Origin of the sequence: Roseovarius sp., from assembly GCF_018066915.1 — a bacterium.
Classification (GTDB): domain Bacteria; phylum Pseudomonadota; class Alphaproteobacteria; order Rhodobacterales; family Rhodobacteraceae; genus Roseovarius.
This window is the reverse complement of record NZ_JAGPVV010000117.1, coordinates 1-19,092: the sequence shown is the minus strand read 5'-3', so window position 1 is coordinate 19,092 and position 19,092 is coordinate 1. Positions and strand designations below refer to the sequence as shown.

16 protein-coding genes and 1 pseudogene are annotated in these 19,092 nt (G+C 60.4%); 5 read left to right on the top strand and 12 right to left on the bottom strand.

All coding sequences use genetic code 11. From position 1 onward, the window contains the following. Positions 1 to 73: 73 nt before the first annotated feature. Positions 74 to 1,249 (top strand): MFS transporter, encoded by a 1,176-nt coding sequence (locus KBT70_RS06400; protein ID WP_296629964.1) that lies wholly within the window; start codon positions 74 to 76, stop codon positions 1,247 to 1,249. Then, positions 1,249 to 1,386 (top strand): hypothetical protein, encoded by a 138-nt coding sequence (locus KBT70_RS06395; protein ID WP_296629962.1) that lies wholly within the window; start codon positions 1,249 to 1,251, stop codon positions 1,384 to 1,386. Before KBT70_RS06400 ends, KBT70_RS06395 begins: the two co-directional genes overlap by 1 nt. A 77-nt stretch (positions 1,387 to 1,463) precedes the next feature. Here the strand turns inward: KBT70_RS06395 and KBT70_RS06390 are convergent, their stop codons facing one another. The 7 genes from KBT70_RS06390 to KBT70_RS06360 form a co-directional block, all read right to left on the bottom strand. Further along, positions 1,464 to 2,345: a polysaccharide deacetylase family protein gene (locus KBT70_RS06390; protein ID WP_296629960.1), complete on the bottom strand. Its 882-nt coding sequence runs from the start codon at positions 2,343 to 2,345 to the stop codon at positions 1,464 to 1,466. Further along, a complete protein-coding gene (locus KBT70_RS06385; RefSeq protein WP_296629957.1) occupies positions 2,342 to 2,767 on the bottom strand; it encodes a nuclear transport factor 2 family protein in 426 nt (141 codons plus the stop codon). The genes KBT70_RS06390 and KBT70_RS06385 overlap by 4 nt, the downstream gene beginning before the upstream one ends. A 19-nt stretch (positions 2,768 to 2,786) precedes the next feature. Beyond that, entirely contained in the window at positions 2,787 to 4,244 is a 1,458-nt protein-coding gene (locus KBT70_RS06380; protein WP_296629954.1) for an amidohydrolase family protein, read from the bottom strand. Between the two features lie 63 nt (positions 4,245 to 4,307). Further along, positions 4,308 to 5,333 carry an ABC transporter substrate-binding protein gene (locus tag KBT70_RS06375; RefSeq protein WP_296629951.1) on the bottom strand — a complete coding sequence of 342 codons (1,026 nt, stop codon included), beginning with the start codon at positions 5,331 to 5,333 and terminating at the stop codon, positions 4,308 to 4,310. 41 nt (positions 5,334 to 5,374) lie between these two features. Continuing rightward, the gene (locus tag KBT70_RS06370) at positions 5,375 to 6,148 is read right to left on the bottom strand and encodes an ABC transporter permease (protein ID WP_296629947.1); all 774 of its coding nucleotides are present in this window, start codon (positions 6,146 to 6,148) and stop codon (positions 5,375 to 5,377) included. Positions 6,149 to 6,158: 10 nt separating this feature from the next. Next, positions 6,159 to 7,025: an ABC transporter ATP-binding protein gene (locus tag KBT70_RS06365; RefSeq protein WP_296629945.1), complete on the bottom strand. Its 867-nt coding sequence runs from the start codon at positions 7,023 to 7,025 to the stop codon at positions 6,159 to 6,161. A 146-nt stretch (positions 7,026 to 7,171) separates the two neighbouring features. Beyond that, on the bottom strand, positions 7,172 to 7,834 hold the full coding sequence (locus KBT70_RS06360) for a TetR/AcrR family transcriptional regulator (RefSeq protein WP_296629942.1): 663 nt from the start codon (positions 7,832 to 7,834) through the stop codon (positions 7,172 to 7,174). A gap of 194 nt (positions 7,835 to 8,028) precedes the next feature. Here KBT70_RS06360 and KBT70_RS06355 point away from each other — a divergent pair. Beyond that, positions 8,029 to 8,171, top strand: a pseudogene (locus tag KBT70_RS06355) (transposase); the annotation flags it as partial. A gap of 127 nt (positions 8,172 to 8,298) precedes the next feature. Here KBT70_RS06355 and KBT70_RS06350 read toward each other — a convergent pair. Further along, positions 8,299 to 12,387, bottom strand: coding sequence for an ExeM/NucH family extracellular endonuclease (locus tag KBT70_RS06350; protein WP_296629939.1), 4,089 nt, complete (start codon positions 12,385 to 12,387; stop codon positions 8,299 to 8,301). Between the two features lie 61 nt (positions 12,388 to 12,448). On the opposite strand from KBT70_RS06350, the gene KBT70_RS06345 reads away from it, so the two are divergent. Continuing rightward, positions 12,449 to 12,619, top strand: a complete 171-nt coding sequence (locus KBT70_RS06345) for a hypothetical protein (protein ID WP_296629937.1) — start codon at positions 12,449 to 12,451, stop codon at positions 12,617 to 12,619. 249 nt (positions 12,620 to 12,868) lie between these two features. On the opposite strand, the gene KBT70_RS06340 is transcribed toward KBT70_RS06345, so the two are convergent. From KBT70_RS06340 to KBT70_RS06325, 4 genes are all read right to left on the bottom strand, one after another. After that, positions 12,869 to 14,971: a N,N-dimethylformamidase beta subunit family domain-containing protein gene (locus KBT70_RS06340; protein WP_296629935.1), complete on the bottom strand. Its 2,103-nt coding sequence runs from the start codon at positions 14,969 to 14,971 to the stop codon at positions 12,869 to 12,871. A gap of 4 nt (positions 14,972 to 14,975) precedes the next feature. After that, positions 14,976 to 16,271, bottom strand: coding sequence for a TRAP transporter large permease (locus KBT70_RS06335; RefSeq protein ID WP_296629930.1), 1,296 nt, complete (start codon positions 16,269 to 16,271; stop codon positions 14,976 to 14,978). Continuing rightward, the gene (locus KBT70_RS06330) at positions 16,268 to 16,750 is read right to left on the bottom strand and encodes a TRAP transporter small permease (protein ID WP_296629927.1); all 483 of its coding nucleotides are present in this window, start codon (positions 16,748 to 16,750) and stop codon (positions 16,268 to 16,270) included. Before KBT70_RS06330 ends, KBT70_RS06335 begins: the two co-directional genes overlap by 4 nt. 73 nt (positions 16,751 to 16,823) lie before the next feature. Further along, entirely contained in the window at positions 16,824 to 17,822 is a 999-nt protein-coding gene (locus tag KBT70_RS06325; RefSeq protein WP_296629924.1) for a TRAP transporter substrate-binding protein, read from the bottom strand. Between the two features lie 112 nt (positions 17,823 to 17,934). Between KBT70_RS06325 and KBT70_RS06320 the strand changes: the two genes are divergently transcribed. Continuing rightward, complete coding sequence (locus KBT70_RS06320; RefSeq protein WP_296629920.1) at positions 17,935 to 18,843, top strand: LysR family transcriptional regulator; 909 nt, start codon at positions 17,935 to 17,937, stop codon at positions 18,841 to 18,843. The last annotated feature ends 249 nt before the right edge of the window (positions 18,844 to 19,092 follow it).

The following is a 19,092-nucleotide window of genomic DNA, read 5'->3' as shown; positions in this document are numbered from 1 at the left end:
ACGGAGGTCGCATGGCGCATATGACCAAGATCTGGAATGACGTGCAGGCGCTGCGTCGACTGGGCTGGATGTGATGCGCTGGCGCATTCTGGCGCTGCTCTTCGCTGCGCGCGTCGGCCTGGGGATTCAGTTCCAGACCATGGGCGCGGTTGGTGGAAACCTGACGGATGCGTTCGGCCTCGACAATGCACAGATCGGTCTCATGATCGGTCTCTTCATGGCGCCTGGCCTGTTTCTCGCCCTGCCGGCCGGGTTTTCCGGCCGGTTCGCCTCGGACCGCGTTCTGGCCGGGCTTGGCCTTGGGGCGCTGGCGCTCGGCGGTGCGCTGTCGGCGATGGCGTCCGATCCCGCTGGCATAGGATTTGGACGTATCATCTGCGGGGGCGGGTTCCTGTTCGTCACGCTCTACTTCACCAAGATGGTGGCAGACTGGTTCGAGGGGCGCGAGATCGCCACGGCGATGAGCGTTCTGGTGATGAGTTGGCCCTTTGGCATCGCCATGGGCCAGATCGGGCACACTTGGCTGGCCGAGGCTTATGGCTGGCGCGCGCCCTTTGCGGTCGCATCCGCCTGGTGCGCGATGGCGGCGGTCGCAGTTTTGATCCTCTACCGTCCGCCGCATCATCTTCCCTCCCGCATCACAAGCAAGATCAAGGGACTTTTGCCACGAGAATGGGGGCTGATCGTCTTGGCGGGTATCGCCTGGGGCGTGTTCAACGCGGGCTATGTCGTCTACCTCAGTTTCGGCCCAAGCATGCTCGCAGCGCAGGGAATGGGCACGCTTGCGGCGGCCTCTGTGATCAGCGTCGGGAGCTGGCTGATGATCCTGTCGGGGACCGTCTGCGGCCAGATCGCAGACCGGTTCGGGCGGCGCGAGACACTCATCGCCGTCTGCATGGCGGGCGCGGTTCTGGCCCTGATGCTGCTGAGCCTGCCCGGAGCGGGGCTGGCGGCAAGCCTTCTCTTCGGCCTGATCGGCATGGCCCCTGCGGGTGTGATCATGGCGCTGGCAGGTCAGGCCGTGGCACCCGAACGACGCGCCTTTGGCATGGGCATGTTTTTCACGGTCTATTATGCCATCATGACAGCCAGCCCTCCGATGGCCGGCTGGCTATTGGACCGGACCGGGGCGCCTCATAGCGCGATCCTCTTCGGGGCGGCGCTCTTTGCGATTGTTTTCCCTGTCGCCGTTCTGTTCCGGATGCTCAAGACGAGGCCAACCGCCGCCCCCATAAAGGAGGCCGCCTGATGCTGATCCGAAAGACGGTGCTGATCCGGGACCGAACCGAAACCGACGAGATGGGCACCCCCCGCGCCCCGCTCACCCGAGTGGCGCGCTGGCCGTCCTGCGCAATCCCTTTGCAGGGGGCGACGAGGCCAACCTGACGGACCTGTTCGAATTCGGCGCGACCTGCTCTACGTCTCGGAGAGAGAACGCCAATAAAGTCTAACAACCGACAGGCCTATTCGGCAATCGAGCTGGAAAACGCGTCATAAATTGCGCCCGCTTGGGTGATCCAGATTTGATCTCGGTGGTCACAGATATGAGACAAGGCGCGGCGCAAGTGGCGCAGCCTGTAGGGTTGGCCGACCAGGTAGGGATGCAGCGCGATGCCCATGACCAGAGATTGCGACTTGGACTGCTCCAGCATCTCATCGAAATTGTCGATGACTATATCTGCAAAAGCGCCGGCTCCGTCTTTGCGGGCAACGATGGACGGGATGTCGTTCGCCTCTTGTGGATAGGGGATGGACAACAGAGGCCCATGTTCGGTCCGCATCCAGACAGGTTGATCGTCCATGCACCAGTTGAGCGTATAGGTATAGCCCGCTTTCTTCAGCAGGTCTGGCGTGACCCTGCTTTCTGCGATCCATGGCGATAACCAACCCTTCGGTGCTTTGCCCTCGGCCTTGGTCAGCACCTCGGTCGCTTCGATGATCAAAGCGTCTTCTTCAGCGGGAGAGAGCGCACTTTGGCGTTCGGAATTGGTGCGCCCGTGGCCAACGATCTCGTCGCCGCGCGCGCGGAAGGCGGCCATCAGTTCGGGCGCATAGTCGTACATCACCGAATTTGCCAGAACGCTTGCCGGCAGATCGAGCGCATTGAACATCGCCAGCATCCGCCATGCGCCGACGCGGTTGCCATAGTCACGCCAGGCGTAGTTGAGAACATCCGGCTGCGGGCCACCGGGTGCGAGTTCTGCACCCAAACCCTCGCCAAAGGCAAAGTGTTCGAGGTTCAGGCCGATGTAGACCGCCAGTCGTTTGCCGTTCGGCCATGTGAAATCCGGGCGATCTGTGATGGCGCTGTAGGTATATCGGTCGTGGGTCGCAAGTTGGATCATAGGGGGGCCTCTGCCAAACCTGCCTTCTCCAGCAGGATTTCTGCACTGTCGTTCCAGACATGAGTGCTGACGATCTGACCGTTGCGGACCACGAAGCTGTCCATATAGCGATTGGTCTCGAAACGTGTGCCGTCATGCCATTCGCCAAAAAGATAGCCCGTGTTGTAAACATGGACATCCTCGGTCGATGGATCATAGGCGGCATCGGTGCGGAGGAATTTCTTCTTTACCCATTTGTAGCGTTTAGCGTTGAAGGCAGCGGTCTGATCGGGACCGGTGAACTTGCGCCCGCCGGTGAAGGTGATGTCAAAATCGTCCGATACATAGGCGCGTGCGCCTTGGGGGTCGGGCACCATCGAGCGTTCGAGATAGGCTTCGACAATGGCCTTGGCGGCGGTGGCCGGATCGGTTTTCTGGTCCATGTGGTCCTCCGTTACAGGGTTAGTGGGCGGCGCAGTTGCGCAGACAGAAGCCTTTGACGACTTCGGCTGCAGCCGCGTTCATCACGCGGGCGTCAGCGTTGGCATGGGTAATCCGTTCGGCGGCGGCGATGGCGCGGGCGCGCAGGGCAGTTTCATCCAGCGTCAGCATGCGATCCCCGGCGAAAACCATTTGCCCCGCGATCATCACCTCGCGCACGGCGGCGCCTGTTTCGGCAAACACGATCTGGTCCAGCGTGTTTCGCTGCGGCGTGTAGTGGCAATAGCCTGCGTCAAGAAAGACAAGGTCAGCCGCCCATCCTTGGGCGATCTGACCCAGCTTGTCGAAACCAAGCAGCCGCGCGCTGCCGATGGTCGCCATGTTGAACGCCTCGCGCGCGCGGACCCATTCGGCGCTGTCGATGGTCTGCGCTCGGCTGAGCGTTGCCGCAAAGCGGGTGGCCTCGAACATGTTCTGTCCGTCCGAGGTGTTGCTGGCATCGGTGCCAATGCCCATCGCAACGCCCGCATCGGCCATGCGGCGCACCGGAGCGATCCCCGATCCGATCCGAAGGTTGCTCATCGGATTGTGCGAGATACCCGCCTGCGCGTTGGCCAGCAGCGCCATCTCGGGGTCTGACAGCCAGACACCGTGGGCCCCACTGAACCGGGCGGACAGAAGACCGAGGGTCGACAGATGTTCCACCAGTGAGGTTCCATATTTCCGCTGCGCCATGACCTGCTGCATCCGCGTTTCCGCCAGATGGGTCTGAAGCGGTACATCCATTTCCTCGGACAGGCGCGCGCAGGCCTGCAGGAATGACTCCGAGCAATGCAGCGGAATGGTCGGACCGACACCCGGACGAACGCGGTCGGTCGGAACTGGCCAATGGCGCAGCGCCTCTGCGCAGACGGCCATCGTGCTATTCCAATCGGGCAGGCTCAGGGATGCCACCGCGTCTTTCAGCGGGCCATCGAAGGCCTCCAAGAGACCCGGCAAGGCCTGATAGATGGTTTGGTCCGCTATCATCGGCGCGACCACGGCACGCAGGCCGACCTCGTGATAGGCCTGTGCCACGGCATGGGTGCCTGCTACGGTCGGGCCGGGCAATTCGATGAACAAATCGAAACAGGCGGTACAGCCCTTGCGGATCAGTTCGACTGCCGAGAGCTGTGCGCATAGCGCCAGATCGTCATGGCTGCGCCCAATGTTGAGCCAGGCCGAGCCCGCAAGGAAGGTTTCAAGGATGGCGTCATCCGGCACACCGCCGCGCGCAAGCGCGCCGTGGGAATGGGTATGCCCGTTGACGAGACCGGGGATGATCAGCCGATCACGCGCGTCGAGATCCTTGGCGTCCTCAACGGTTTCACCTTTTGGCAGGATCGCCGCGATCCTGTCGCCGTCAATCAAAAGCGACACCTCTGCGAAGTCGCCAGTCCCGACCAGCACCTGTGCGCCATGGATCAGGGTTCTGCTCATGTCTCCGTGATCCCCATAAAACATGCGCCAAAGCAGGGCCTTGGCGCATGTCTGTTGCGTGGCTCAGTTCAGTGTCACCTCGAAGGCGCGGGCCTCGATCGGCGGCAGGAAGGACCGATCGAAAATCTCGGAGGCTTCCGGCAGACGGTCGAGACCATATCCTTTGGCGACGATCTCGATGGAGCGGGTCAGGCGCTCGTCCACCAGATCACCCATGCCGATCTCGGTCACTTCGGGAGCGTTCATCAGGTTGGTCAGCGCGAATTCAAGACGGGCGCGTTCCAATTCGGGATCGCCAAGGTTGTCGAACGCCATGATTGCTTCGACCGAACTGTCCTGGCTGGCCGCAACTTCCATCGTTGCCTTGTTGACGGCGCGCACCAGACCGGCCACGGCATCAGGATTCTCGGTCAGCAATGCGCGCGAGACCATCAATCCGTTGGAATACAGGTCCATGCCGTAATCTTCGAAGTTGAACCAGTTGTAGTCGTTTGCAGGATCTTGACGGTTGGCGATCAGATTGAACCAGCTTGTGGAGGTGAATACAAAGGCACCGTCGATATCGCCACGGATCATCATCGGCTCTTGGAGGTTAGGCGCCATGCTCTCTTGCTTGACCGCATCGAGATTGATGCCGTTCAACTCGGCAAAGACCGGGAAGAGGCGGGTCGTCGGCGTCCCTTGCGCGCCACCGAGCGTCTTGCCTTCGAAGTCGGCAGGTGATTCAATTCCGGCGGATTTGGGCGTCACAATTGCGAACGGCGGTCTGTTCCAAAGCTGGTATACCATGACCGGCGCTTCGCCGGGACGTGTGGCGGCATTCTGGATGATCGCGTTGATGTCGCCAAAGCCCGCGTCATACGCGCCGCCCATGATGCGCGTCACGGTTGCAGCGGAGCCTTCACCCTGGTCGATGGTGACGTTCAGACCTTCTTCCTCGAAATAACCTTTGTGCAAGGCCAAGAGGAAAGGCGCGTCGGACCCTTGGGTCTTCCAGCCCAGTGTAAAGCGGATGTCGGTCAATTCGGCAAAGGCAGGGGCAGCTCCGGCTATCAGGGCGAGGGCGGCACCGAACAGGGAATGTTTCATGAAGTCGTCCTTTTCGATTGGAGAGGGAGGGAAGAGTTGGATCAGGTGACAGCAATGTCGTTGCCACGTGTGGCCCAGCCGGTGACCCGGCGTTCGAGGAACGAGAATGCCGCGTAAAGCGCCACACCCATCAAAGCGAGAATGATCAAGCCGGCAAAGACGAGCGACACCTGGAAATTGGATGAGGCTGTCATCATCACGTTCCCGATGCCCATGTTGGACGCCACGGTTTCCGACAGCACAGCACCGACAAAGGACAAGGTGATGGCCACCTTGAGAGAGGCAAAGAAGTACGGCATCGTGCGCGGCAGACCGACATTCCAGAGAATTTCCGACTTGGACGCGCCCAGTGTCTTGAGGACATCTTCGAGTTCCGGCTCTGTTGTGGCGAGGCCCGTGGCGATGTTGACCACGATGGGGAACACACAGATCACCATCGCGGTCAGGACAGCAGGCGTGGTGCCCGACCCGAACCACAGCACGAAGATCGGCACCACGGCCACCTTCGGGATCGATGAAAAGCCAACAAGCAGCGGGTAGGCCACCGCATAGGCAATCTTGGACGTGCCGACGATCACACCCAAGGCAACCCCAATGCTCACGCCCAAGGCAAATCCGAACAAGGTGGAGTAAAGCGTTTGCAGGATATGCGGCCAGAGCACCGGGAACCGCGTCCACATGGTGACAAGGATCTCGGACGGGCGAGGCAGGATCAGGTCTGAAACATTCAGAGCGATGCACAACACTTCCCACGTGAGGAAGAAGCCGACGATCAGCGAGGACGACAGGACACGGATGCGTTGAGGTTCGGTCATTGTTAAGTCCTCATGCCTTGCGGACTTGCGCGATCAGCTCGCGCAGGCCTTGGGTCATTTCAACAAATTCAGGGCTGTAGATCATGCCGATGTCCCTCGGCTGCGGGATATTCACCGGCTCGTCCGAGATGATCCGACCGGGCCTCGCGCTCATCACGCAGATGCGGTTGGCAAGATACCCCGCTTCGCGCAGGTCATGCGTGACCAGCAGGACCGTTGGCTTTCTGTCCAGATACAGCGTCTGCATGATCTGCCAAAGTTCTTCGCGGGTGAACTGGTCCAGCGCCCCAAAAGGTTCATCCAGCAACAGCAAGTCGGGGTCATGCACCAATGCCCGGCACAGGTTGGACCTTTGCAGCATGCCGCCAGACAATTGCCACGGGTAATGGTTCGCAAAGTCCTTGAGCCCCACCTGTGCGAGGAGCGCATGCACCCGGTCCCGAAACGCGCCTTTCTTGTCCTGACGATAGGTGTGCTTGAACGGTGCCACGATCTTGAGAGGCATCAGAATGTTCTGCTCGATCGTCAGCCATGGCAGCATGGTCGGGTTCTGGAACGCCATGCCGATGCGCAATTCCTTGGCTTTCGCCTCTTTTCCGCCCACCAGCACAAGGCCGGAGCTGGGCTGGATCAGGTTGCTGACCAGCTTCAGGATGGTGGACTTGCCGCAGCCTGATGGGCCGACAAGCGCAAGAAAATCGCCGCGTTCCATCCTGAGGTTTGTGGGCGAAAGAGCCGTGACTGCCGTGTCTCCGTTACCGAAGACAACAGACGCGTCTTGCAGTTCCAACGCCGGTCGGAGGTGTACGCCTGCAGGTTTTGCCTGCTGCGCGGCGAGAGCGGGTATGGTGGCTGACATGTTCATGAGACTGGACATGCAGCCGCATCCGCGATTTCAGAAAGCCCTCAAGTAAATCAAAATTGAATTATTTTGTGACTGCCTGTTTTGCGGGCAAGATTCTGCGGCGCTGAGCAAGAATTGTACATATGCGGAGGTATGCAAGGTCGCCTCGTTGAGGGAGATCAGTCCCTTGATTCGCCCAGTGTAACCGCGTTCTGAATCATCTCGACCACATGCGCCCTACGCTCTTGTCGCCACGTCACGCTTGAGATGTCACGGCCAAACGTCGCGGACAGGGTATGGCTTGCGTTGATATGATGGGCACTCAGCGCAACGATGCTGATGTAAAGCTGCAAGGCATCAATGCCGGAGCGGAACACGCCTTCGGCACGACCTCGCTTCAGTACATCCGTTATCTTGTCGAGCAAGGGGGCAGACATCTTTTGAATTTCCGGCATCTGCGAGATGAATCGCCCTCCTAGCAAGTTCTCGCTGCGGGTGATCGACAGGAAGGCCGTGTTGTTTTCAAAGAAATCGAACGTCGTCTCGGTAAGCCGCATCACGGCCTGTTCGGGGGGCAGCGAATCGAGGTTCAGTTTGGCCTCACGCTCACGAATGTCGGAGTATATCTTGCGAAGAGCCGCCGCGTAGAGGCGCTCTTTGTTGTCGAAATAATGGTAGATCAGCCGCGCGTTGCAGCCAGCGTTCTTTGCAATCTGGTGGACCCTCGCACCATCATAGCCGTTGGCGGCAAACTCGCTTAATGCAGCCTCAAGGATTTGGCCCTTGGTTCGTTCCGGATCGCGGGTACGCACGCGCGCTGTGCTGGCAGATGTGTTTTTCATACCTCAGCGCTACCCAGGGGCTTTGACTTGTCAACCCTCGTCCATTCTTTGGCATCCCGACATGACGCCAAAATTCGGTGCTTTGGACTCTGGCGCACCTCCGCGTGATTGTGCTGGAACGGATGGTAATCCCCCCGAAGTTAAGAGGCTGCAAGAGTAGAATTTTCTCGGCAAGGTGAACGAGGAGATTTCGAATGAAGGCAAGCAGATACACTGAGCGTAGATCCTCGCGATCCTGCGGCAAGCCGAAGGCGGGATGCCGGTTGCAGAGCTGTGCCGCGAGCATGGCATGAGCGACGGGTCGTTTTACAAATGGCGGGCCAAGTCAGGCGGGATGCGCCGCGCCGCAGATTTGAGGCGGGCGAGGGTCATCCCCCCGGTTTAAACCGGAGGGAGTTTTAGGCTTATGTGTCTCTTTTCAGGTTCACGGCGGTAAGAGGCCGCCGATGCCCCAGGGCACGAGATCACCCGACGAATAGGTCGGGCTGCGTGTCGAGCCCAAGGATCAGCGGATCGTGGTCAGACGAGGCGAACACATCTTCGCTAAAGAAGCCGGGATTGTTGAAGAGGCTGTTATAGCTGAGCAGATCGGGTTCCTGCGCGTTGATATGCCATTCCGTCACCCCTGTAACGAGGCTCGCGATGTCGACAGATGCGAGCGCCTGATCCAGCGTGCCCTGCTGGCCGTCGAAGATAAAGCTGAACGCGTCCTCTTGACCGATGAAATTGTCGATCAAATCGACATAGCCTGCCGTTTCCGAAATGGTCTGCACCGGGTCTTCCTTGGCATAGGCATTGAAATCCCCCAGCATCAGGACATGATCGGTGCCGGTGTCATTATACCCGGTCTCAAGCCAAGCGATCAGTTCGCCCGCTGCATCCGCACGCACCGCGTTCCAGAAACCCTGACCATCACCTTGGTCGAAATTCGGGTCGGCCCGCAGCGCGTCAATGTCGGCCTGGGTGAACCCGGTGCCACCTCCGCTCAGCACAGCCTGCGCCGCGTCTGCAAGAGCCACAAGGCCGCTGTCGCCTTTGGATTTGAAGTGGTTGGAAGCGACGGTGAAGGTCACGCCAGACACCTTGTCCTCGAACTCCGCCGCCACCACGGGCCGGTTGCGTTGGAAATCGCCCAGCTGATCACCAGAGCTGACGAACGGGTTCAGCACCTCGGCAAGGGCGAGGGTATCCGCAGCCGATCCCTCGGTAAAGACGTGGACATCGGAACTGACGAGGCTAACGGCAGAGGCATCATAGATAAGGCCCGTGGTGATTGCATCGGTCCCGATGGGGCCGCCGTCCAAGGTCGGATCGACAAAGGCGTAGACCGCTGATGAGCCGCGCAGCAGAGCCTCGGCATTCAGCGCGTCAACAAAGGCCGCAATCGCGGAACCTGCGTCAAAGCCGTTGTTCTCGATCTCCTGAATGGCGAAAACCTCTGCCCCGGTCTCAAGAAACGCCTCGACCAGCTTGGTGGTTTGCCGCTCCAGATCGCTGGCTGAGGCCGCCCCGCGCGCCTGCCCTGCCGGATTGGTCGCGGTCGCGTCGCTGAGCGAGGTGAAGTAGTTGAGCACGTTGAACGCGGCCACTTGGATATCACCGCCCACATCTTCGGGTGTCGCGGGGCGCGCACCCTCGTTGGTGGTCGGGTCGATGACCAACTGGCCGTCGATCAACATCCGGTATTCGCCAAAGCTGAACCGCATCACGCCGGTGATGGCGTCCTGTCCCGCATCGCCGGTCACGCCCGTGATCTCGGCTCCAAGCCGTAGCGTCGCCCCCTCGGCGGCAAAGGTGTCGCCTGCATCAAGAATGCCGTTGCCGTTGTCGCCCGGCGTCAGGTTGGGGACGAAGGCGAAGGCGTCGGGGTTCTGACCTGATTGGCCATCGTCGATGATCAGGCGATTGTTCAGATTGCCCTCGATCACCTGCGCCACCTGCGCCGCCTCGGTTTGGGCGTCGAACAGCTGGGTTGCCTGGGTCTGGGTGCCCGCGCTCACGGTGATTTCGCCAAAGCGGTCGAGGTTGAAGTTCTCGATCACGGTGATCTCTTCGCCCGCGATGCCGCTGGAGAGGCGGAAGCGCATCCCCTCGACCGCCTCGAAGTCAGAGGCGCTCTGCGACAACAGGATTTCGGCCAAGGTCGGCATCGGGTTGCCCGAGGATTGCACGGTCACATTGGTGACATTGCCGATTTGGGTTTCCTCGAAAAATTCCGTCACCGTGCCGGTGACAGAGACCTGATCGCCAAGGTTCGGCAGCGTCGTGCCTGCACCCATGAAGACGAAGATGCCTTCGGATGTGGCGGCGTTACCATCCGCGTCGGTGTCCTCTTCTTGCAGGAAAAAACCATCTGCGACGAGGTAGGTCACAACCGCGTTGACGGTCACAACCTCACCCAAACGTGCCGCGACCGCGCCTGCACCTTGCACTTCGGAGATGAGAACCGGGGTCGCAGGGCCTACGGCGTTGGTGGCACCGGGCGTGTCGGCAGAGGTGTCGCCAAACGCAAGCTGGGTGAAAGCGCCGCTGCCGTCCGGGTTGCGCGCACCGCCCGCCGGGGTGAATGTGCCATCGGGGCCAAAGACATCGCGGCTGTAATTGACATCCGGCGTTGCATCGCCATCGACCAGTGACAGCGAGGCGAGGATCGCACCGACATCGGCGTCAAGCGCGCCGTCGTTGTCGGGATCGAGATCGTCGCCCACGTTGCCGGTAAAGCCATCGACCACGAGGAAACTTTGCGGCGAGCCGAAGAAATCGAGCCCCGCCACGCCGACATCGCCGCTCTCCAGTGCCGGATTGCTCTGCTCTGCAATCAACAGAAACCCGTTTTCATCCGCCACGGCCCCATTGAGAGAAATGGCGAAATCGACCTGACCGGGAGAAAACTCGCCGGACACGGCAAGGAGCGTTAGCCCGTCAAAGCTCTGGCCGGGTGTGGCGACGAGTTCCACGAAATTGGACGTATTGTCGCTCGCGCCGCCGCTGGAAACCCGGAATTCGTTGATCGCCACATCGGGCGGTGGTGCCACCCCGTCATTCGCCGCGCCTCGGGTCTCGGCCTCGGGGCTGCGCCATGTGCCATCCTCATTGCGCTGGAGTGAGAAGCCAACAGGCGTGGTGCCCGGCTCTGTCCCCCCGACATCGGTCGAGGTCAGACCTGCCGCAGGCCCGTCCGCGGCCGTCATCGCCCCCTCATAGCTGAGGAACTCGACCACGGCACCGCCATTGACCAGAGCGAGTCCATCCGGGGAACCGTTTTGCAGGCCGGGTGCGTTCACGACGTAATAGTCGAACACGCCATCCGACGAGGCCGGGGTCGCAGGCAAGGTGAGCGTCGCATAGAGCCCCCCGCCATTGCCATTATAGAGCGCCAGCGTCGTCGCGCTGACATCGCTGCCCGCCGCGACGCGAACCTCGATGAATTCGCCCACATCGGCACCTGCGTTGTCGTAATGAAATTCGTTGATCCGCGGGGCGATCTCTTGGACATCGGCGATGGTCACGACGATATCTGCGGTTGTGGTCACATCCCCGTCGCTCACGCCAATCTGGACATCATAGACATTGTCGCCCCCCACGTCCGCCGGGGTCTCGAAATCGGGGGCCGCGATGAAGCTGAGCGCGCCGGTTTCCGCATCAATCGCAAAGAGCGCGGCATCGGCCCCGCCGGTTATCGCAAAGCTAAGCGCGTCGTCCTCGACGTCACTGGCAAGGATGTCCGCCGGAATGGCGAGGGTGTTCTCGTCAATCGTGACCGTTGCAAGCGCCGACAGGACCGGGGCATCGTTCGCACCCGTGATGGTCACGGTCACTGTCGCCGCGCTTAGTCCGCCACGCCCGTCACCCACGGTATAGGTAAAGCTGTCGGTCGCGGTCTCGCCATCGTCGAGATGATCAAAGACCGTGCCGGGCTCATAGATCACCTGATCACCTTCGAGACGCACCAAGGCCCCGGCGGCGGAAATGGTCGAAACCGCCGTGATGGCAACCCTGTCGCCATCGAAATCCCGGTCATTGGCCACAAGATCCGCCACGACGATCTCGGTGGAGCCATCTTCGCGCGCGGTGGCGGTGTCATCGCCCGCAATCACCGCATTGTTGCGCCCGTCGATAAAGATCGTCAGGTCGTCGGCCGCGAAATAGAGCGCCTCGACACCGGTCAGCCGGTCGCGGCCCGCATCGGCGACCGTGGCGGTGACGCTTGAAACTGTCGCCGTGCGCCCGAACCAGCCGCCGCGCACAGAGATGGCGTAATCGTCAAACCCGCCCTCATAGATCGCCGTGTCGAAGCCGCGCCCGCCGCTCAGAAAATCATCGCCTTCGCCCCCGGCAAGCATATCGTCGCCCCGGTCGCCATAGAGATTATCGCGCCCGGCCCCACCCGTGAGGCTATCATTGCCTGAACCGGCAAAGAGCAGGTCATTCCCGCCACCGCCGGACAGGATGTCATCGCCGCCAAAACCGAACAGGATATCCTTCTTGTCCGTTCCGGTCAGCACATTGGATGTCTGAGTGCCAAAAACAAAGCTGCGCCACCAAGCGGTCATGTCGATTCCCCCGACTGCATCAAAGATGGCCAAGGATGTGACACGCCAACGTATAAGGTTTGTGTCAAACACCCTGCGAAAATATATCAATGGAGAGGGGACATGGGGGACAAGCCTGTCACCCGGCGAATTGGACGATGGCGCGGGTCAGGCCGGGCAAGAGCGTGCCGGACGGATCGGAGAGCATCCCCGTGTCAACGGCGGAGAGAAAACCGGCGACGCGGCGGCGTAAAAGTAGGCCAGTGGCGGGGCTGCTGCATCCAGAGTTAGTCGACACTCGAACGGCTTTGAGCACCGAACCGGCCGTTTGCGTCCTGTGCAGCGAGCGACAGGTGCCGGCCCTAACCCTGCCGGTTTTCCTGATGTCTGCCGCCTTTGGCACCAATGCTAAGAGGGTGGGAAGGGCTTACTTGGCGATTATGCGTCGCGCGGCGAATAGTGGTTCTCTTCCCGAGCCTTCTTGAATTCGGATAACTCGGGTTTACTGCTGCTCCAATTTACAGCGCAGGAAGTTCTCCAACAGGCGCGAGACATCATTGTCGAACCCGTTCCACGGCAAGCTGCCGCAAAAGGTAATCGACCCGACCGAAAAGACCGATCCACCTTTTGGCAGGTCGAAATAGATCAGATCTGCGTGTTTGGCGTCTTCCTCGGACCCGCCGGTCAGGTTCGTCAGGTGGGTAAGCTGCTCTTCGGGGACCAGCATGAAGGCCTGATTGTCGCCTGCGGAACGTGCCAGCAAAACGTGGTCCTGCGGCGAGCCGATGCGATGATCGACATGGTCAAGCTCAAACCCCGCCGCGCCATTGCCACTGAACCCGTAATCGCCAAAGAGGTCCTCGCTCACCCCCTCGAAGAGCCAGTCGAACCTTGGATCGAAGCACATCCGCTGATATGGCGCACCGTGAAACTCGCCTTGCGCGGCAAAGCCGATGCCGACGAGGGCCTGCGGTGCCCGCCCACTGCGCCGCCAAAGACCGCCATAGGTGCCATCGAAGGCGTTGTAATACTCGCCCGGTTCCGCTGCCCATGCGCGGATACCGTCCTCGGCCCGGCGGATTTCGAGCAGGCTGTCATTCTCTGCATGCCGCGCGATGCGCCAGTAGAATCCATTGCCCCCCAGATAGAGCAGATTGCCGCCCGAATCCCGGTAATCACGCAGCGCGTCCAGCGTCTCGGCAGTGTGGTATTCGGGGTGGGTGGTGGTGGTAACGGCCTTGTACCCCGACAGAACCTCAGCCCCTTCGGCATGCAACTCGTGATCTGTAACGATATCGTAGTCCATGTCCTTGGCATGCAGCCAGCTGATCAGGTGGCTGTCGGCCGGGAAATGCCGCAGTCCAGAGCAGCCCGTCGCGCCGAAGGTCAGAAATCCGGGCCGCAGATTGAAGAGCGGCCGCCGGTGCGAGGCGTGGCAGATGCCCGACCCGTCGGAATGGGTGTTGTAGGTCGACAGGCCATACTCGCGATATTCCGCCGGATTATGCGGATAGGCGCCCCAGTCACGCATGCGGCTCTGCCATGCCGGGTCGTAATCGGGCCGGGCATGGTTGCCGTAGACCACATAGGTGAAAGTCGGGATCAACACGCAGAGATCGGCGCGCCGCACGCCCTTCGGTGGGCAGACATAGAACGGTAAGGCGTCGCTGCCATGATCGCCCTCGATATGCATGACATAGACGCCCGACGGCATATCATCGGGGACGGTCAGGGTGAAATCGGTCTGCCAGCCGAAATCATAGATATCGTCCTCGTGGAAATGGATCGCACCGTAATGTTCGGGCTTGTGCCGCCAGCACATCTCGGAGGCGTCCCATTGCGAGCCGGTCATCGCACGGGTGGGAAAGTTGACAAGCGACAGGGCCGGTCCGGTCAGCGCGGGCACGCGGTCAGACGGAATCGCTGTGGCCAAGTCCCAGACCGCGATCAGCCCGTCTGGGCCTTTGATGGTCGGGGCCTCGATCTTGCCGTTGAAAAAAGCCGTCGCCCGGGTATCAGCCAAACCTGCGGCAACGACGACAGGGGCCGTGATCGCGGCGCGCGACAGCGCACCGCTTGCCTCATGCGTCTCGCGGCTGTGATGTCCCAGAACCGTCTGGACAAGTGTGGCGCGCCCCTCAGTCAGCCATGCCTCGATCTGCGACCAGCGATGCAGCGGCAGCGGCACCAGTGCCGTGACCCGCGTCGCACCCGCCGTTACGAAGAGGCAGCCCTCTGCATCGAGCCCCATTGTCAGTGGACCGCAGGACAGAACCGCCTGATCGCCTCCATTGAGGTGCGTGGGTTGGATCGTGGCGGACAGAGTGACGTTGCCCTGCGCGGGCAGCGTGATTGCCGCGTCGCTTAGGCCGTAGGAGCCGGGAAAGAACGGCTGATGCCGGGCCGGCAGGTCGCGCGGTGCGAACCATGCGCTGGCATCCTCTTCGGTTATGCCCATGCCCGCTGGGTTCGGATCGGCGCAGATCGACCGGGCCAGTCGTGCGCGATACCGGCCACCACTGGTCGACGAGACCTTGAAGGCGATCTCTTCGCCCGGCCGCGCCGAGAGACGGTCGGTATAGCCGGTTAGGGGGACTTCATTCATGCGCTTACCTCAGTTGCGGGCCGTAGACGAGATCGGGAAGCCAAGTCACCCAATCCGAGAAAAAGACGAGTATCAGGATCATCAGTATGTATGGGATAAGCAGCGGCAGCACCCCGACTGATATATCCTCGATCGTGATTCTGCTGATCCGAGCTGCGACGAAGAGATTGACGCCAATGGGCGGCGTTAGAAAGCCGATCTCGCAGGTCATCACGGTGAAGATGCCGAACACGACCGGGTCGATCCCGAGGCTGGTTACAAGTGGAAAGAACACGGCGGTGAAGATGATGATCTGCGGAATGCTTTCCAGCCACATGCCGACGAGGATGTAGAAGATCCCGATGAACAGCATGATCAGCCACGGATAGGCGATCAGCCCCTGAAACAGCGCGAGGATATCGCTGGGAATGTCGAAGATCGTCACCAACTGGCCGAACGCCTTGGTGGAGCCGAGGATAAACAGCACCGTGCCTATGACGATGGCGGTGAACTTGAACGCATGTAGGAGCTTGACCCATGTCAGGCCCTTGTAGACGAAAAGCCCGACGAAGAGACCATAGGCGACTGCCACAGCCGCCGCCTCGGACGGGGTGAAGATGCCGGCATAGATGCCACCAAGGATCAGGATCGGTGCGAAAACCGCCCATTTGCCATCCCATAACGCCCAGAGCAGCGGGCCCCAGCGAAACCGCTCTTCGGTGCCGCCATAGCCATTCTTCCACGAGATGACGAATACCACGACCATCAGCATCAGCCCCAGGATAAGACCCGGCAGGATTCCCGCCAGAAAGAGCCGCGGAATAGAAACATCTGTGACCAGCGCGAAGATGATCAGGAGGTTGGAGGGCGGGATCATGCTTCCGAGCGCCCCTGCCGAGGCGGCGATGGCCCCGGCAAAGCGCGAGCGGTAACCCTCTTTCTGCATGGCGGGGATTGTGATCGAGCCGATAGCGGCGGTGGTCGCGGGGCCCGACCCTGAGAGCGCAGCGAAGAACATGCAGGCCACCACCGTCACCAGCCCCATGCCGCCCTTGTAGGCACCCACAAGGCGCTTTGCGATGGTGACCAGCTTTTCCGACATGCCGCCCTGTTCCATCAACTGTCCCGCAAGGATGAAGAGAGGGATAGTCACCAGCGGAAACGGCTCGAACGCTGTCCAGGCCGCCTGCGCCATCAGGGTGAGGGGAATGTCCGCGATCAGCAGGCCCGCGACCGTGGCCAGCCCGGCGGCGAAGGGAATGGGCACGCCGATCGCCATCGCAAAGACAAAGGCCGCAGCCATGACAAGGGGGCCATTCATAGCGGCAGATCCTTCCAGCCGTCACGCCCCCACCGCCAATAAACTTGCAGGATACGAAAGAGCATCAGGCCGAACGCCATCGGGATGATCATCTGCACCCATCGTTGCTCGATCCCGAGGCCTGGTGTCATATAGGTGACGTTGAACAAAAGCTGCGTGTAGATCGTGGTCTGCACGATCATGAAAATCACGAAGCCGGCCCAGAGCGTATCGGCCAGCACCACGGCCCCTACCTGCAAGGCGCGCGGCAGGCGGCTCACCAACAGGGTGATGCGGATATGCGCGCGTTCGCGGACCGCCATCGTGGCCCCGAGATAGACCGCGAAGATCATACCGTAGACCGCGGTTTCCTCGGCCCAAGCGGCGGCGGTCGAAAAGAAGTAGCGCAAGATGACTTGAAGCAGGACAGACCCTACCACCACCGTCAGGCAGATCGCGCAAATCACCTCTTCGAAATACCTGTCTATCTTGGACAGCATGGTCCCGCCTCCGCCCTGAAGGTGTAAAACGGCACGGGGTGGCGCTGCCCCCCGTGCGGTGGATCAGAAGAAGTTACTCGGCTTCAGCGCGGATCGCTTGCACAAGGGCAATGAAGGCATCCCCCTTGTCTGCGGCATAGCGATCCTGCACCCGAAGTCCCGCCTCGATAAAGCCAGAGCGGTCGACGTTGGTTGTTTCCATGCCGCCCTCGCCCGTCAGGAAGGCGCGGATTTCGTCGGTCTGCTCTGCCATTTCCTTGCGGTGATAAACACCCGCCTCGGCGGCCGCCCGCATCACCGCGGCACGCTGCGCCTCATCGAGCTTGTTCATCACGCGGTCGCTGGCAAAGAGCGGTGAGAAATAGGTGAAATGCTCCAGAACCGTGAAATAGGGCATGATCTCGTAGAATTTCTGTGATTTGATGAATGAGGTGCCGTTATCTGCCCCTTCCACCGTGCCGGTCTGAAGCGCAGTTGGCGTATCGGCCCAAGGCAGCGGAATGGGTGCCGCGCCGAATTCTTCGTAGGTGTCGATCATCACCTGGTTCTTAGGGACACGCACCTTGAGCCCTTCCATGTCCGCAATCGAAGTGATCGGGCTTCTGGAATTGTAGAAATCGCGATCCCCGACAAAACCGTAGGTCAGCAGATGCACGTTTGTCGCGGCCTGAAGCTGCGCGGCGAAATCGCGCCCGACCTCACCTTCGAGCACGCGGTAAGCATGCTCCTTGTTTTGAAAGATGTACGGCAGAACGAACGCATCCATCAGCGGAAAATGCGGCGAGATGTTGTTACCCGTAATAACGAACATATCCACGGTTCCAAGCTGCATCGCCTTGAATGCTTCGTCCTCGCCCATGAGCTGACCACAGCAGCGCACCTTCACGTCAACGCTGCCTTCGGTATATTCCTCGACCAGCTCCTCGAACTTGTCGGCGAGCACAGCATAGGTGCTGGTCTCGGAGGCCGCGTAGCCGAGATTGATGGTGACGTCTTGCGCCGAGGCCGTGCCCGCGACGAGGGTCAGGGCCGCAAGTGGCCCGGCGAAGATCTGAAAGGGTGAATGTGACATGATCGCTCCCGGTTGCATGTGGATTTTTTGTTTTTGTTATCCAATCAGGGTAGCCGGGCTAGACCTGCAAGTATAATATCAATTGATTAGTTTCTGATGCATAAAAGGTATCATGAAAATCGGTCTGCGCCATATCCGCTATTTTCTGGTCCTTGCTGAGGACTTGAATTTCCGACGCGCCTCGGAACATCTTCACATATCGCAACCTGCCCTCACCCGCACGATCCAGCACCTTGAAGCGGAGTTGCAGGTTACACTGTTCGACCGGTCACAGAACTTCGTGCGCCTGACCGATGCGGGCCGTGCCTTTCGCGAGGGTGGTCAGCGCGTGCTAAACGGAGTGGAGGCCACCATCGATCTGACGCGCCGGATCAGCATCGGCGAGGCCGGTGCGCTGCGGGTGGGCTATACTGATTTTGCGATCGCCGATTGTCTGCCCGAATTGCTCAAGCAGTTTCATCAAAGGCACCCCGGCATCACCGTGCGCCCGCATCACGGGGTTACTGCTGCACAACTTCAGCAGTTGAGGGATGACAAGCTCGATATTGGATTTGTTACCGGGCCGGTGCGACAATCGGGATTCCGCAGCCGCGTCGTGCAGACCGACCGTCCGATCTGCATCGTGCCTGAAGGCCATCACTTGGCATCGCGTGCCTCTGTTGCGCTGGCCGATCTGGCGGATGAGGATTTCGTGCATGGGCCGACCGAAGCCTGGGCGCATTTCTACGACTATCTCTTTCCGCATTGCCGCAAGGCTGGATTTCAGCCGCGCATCGTGCAGGAGGCATTCAACTCCGTTGGAATTCTTGGTCTTGTGTCCTGCGGAATGGGCATCACCATCCTGACCGAAAGCATCTACGACTTCGCCACTGGCGGTTTGGTGCCCTTGCCGATCTCTGACATTGACGACGTGATGGTCACGGAGGCCGTCTGGGCATCCGAAAACCTGCGCCTCCCGACCCAACACTTTGTTGATTTCCTTGAGCAGTCGGATAGTCACAGACTTCAAGGAACTCGGTAGTACACATAGACGAAGATGCATGCAGAAGCAGGTCGACTGCATGAGAGCAGCCTCGACTTATGGGTGGTTCTGAAAATGGGGGCAGGTCACACTGTTGAACGTTCCTGGTGGGTAGGTCATCGAATAAGTTCCCCGGTTTCAAACGAGTGCAGCAACGCGTCACCAAAGATCACTTTTCCCTTGGCCTTTTTGCCGACGCGCGCCAATTCGACCAACCCATCTTGGCGGGACAACAATGTGGTAATGAGG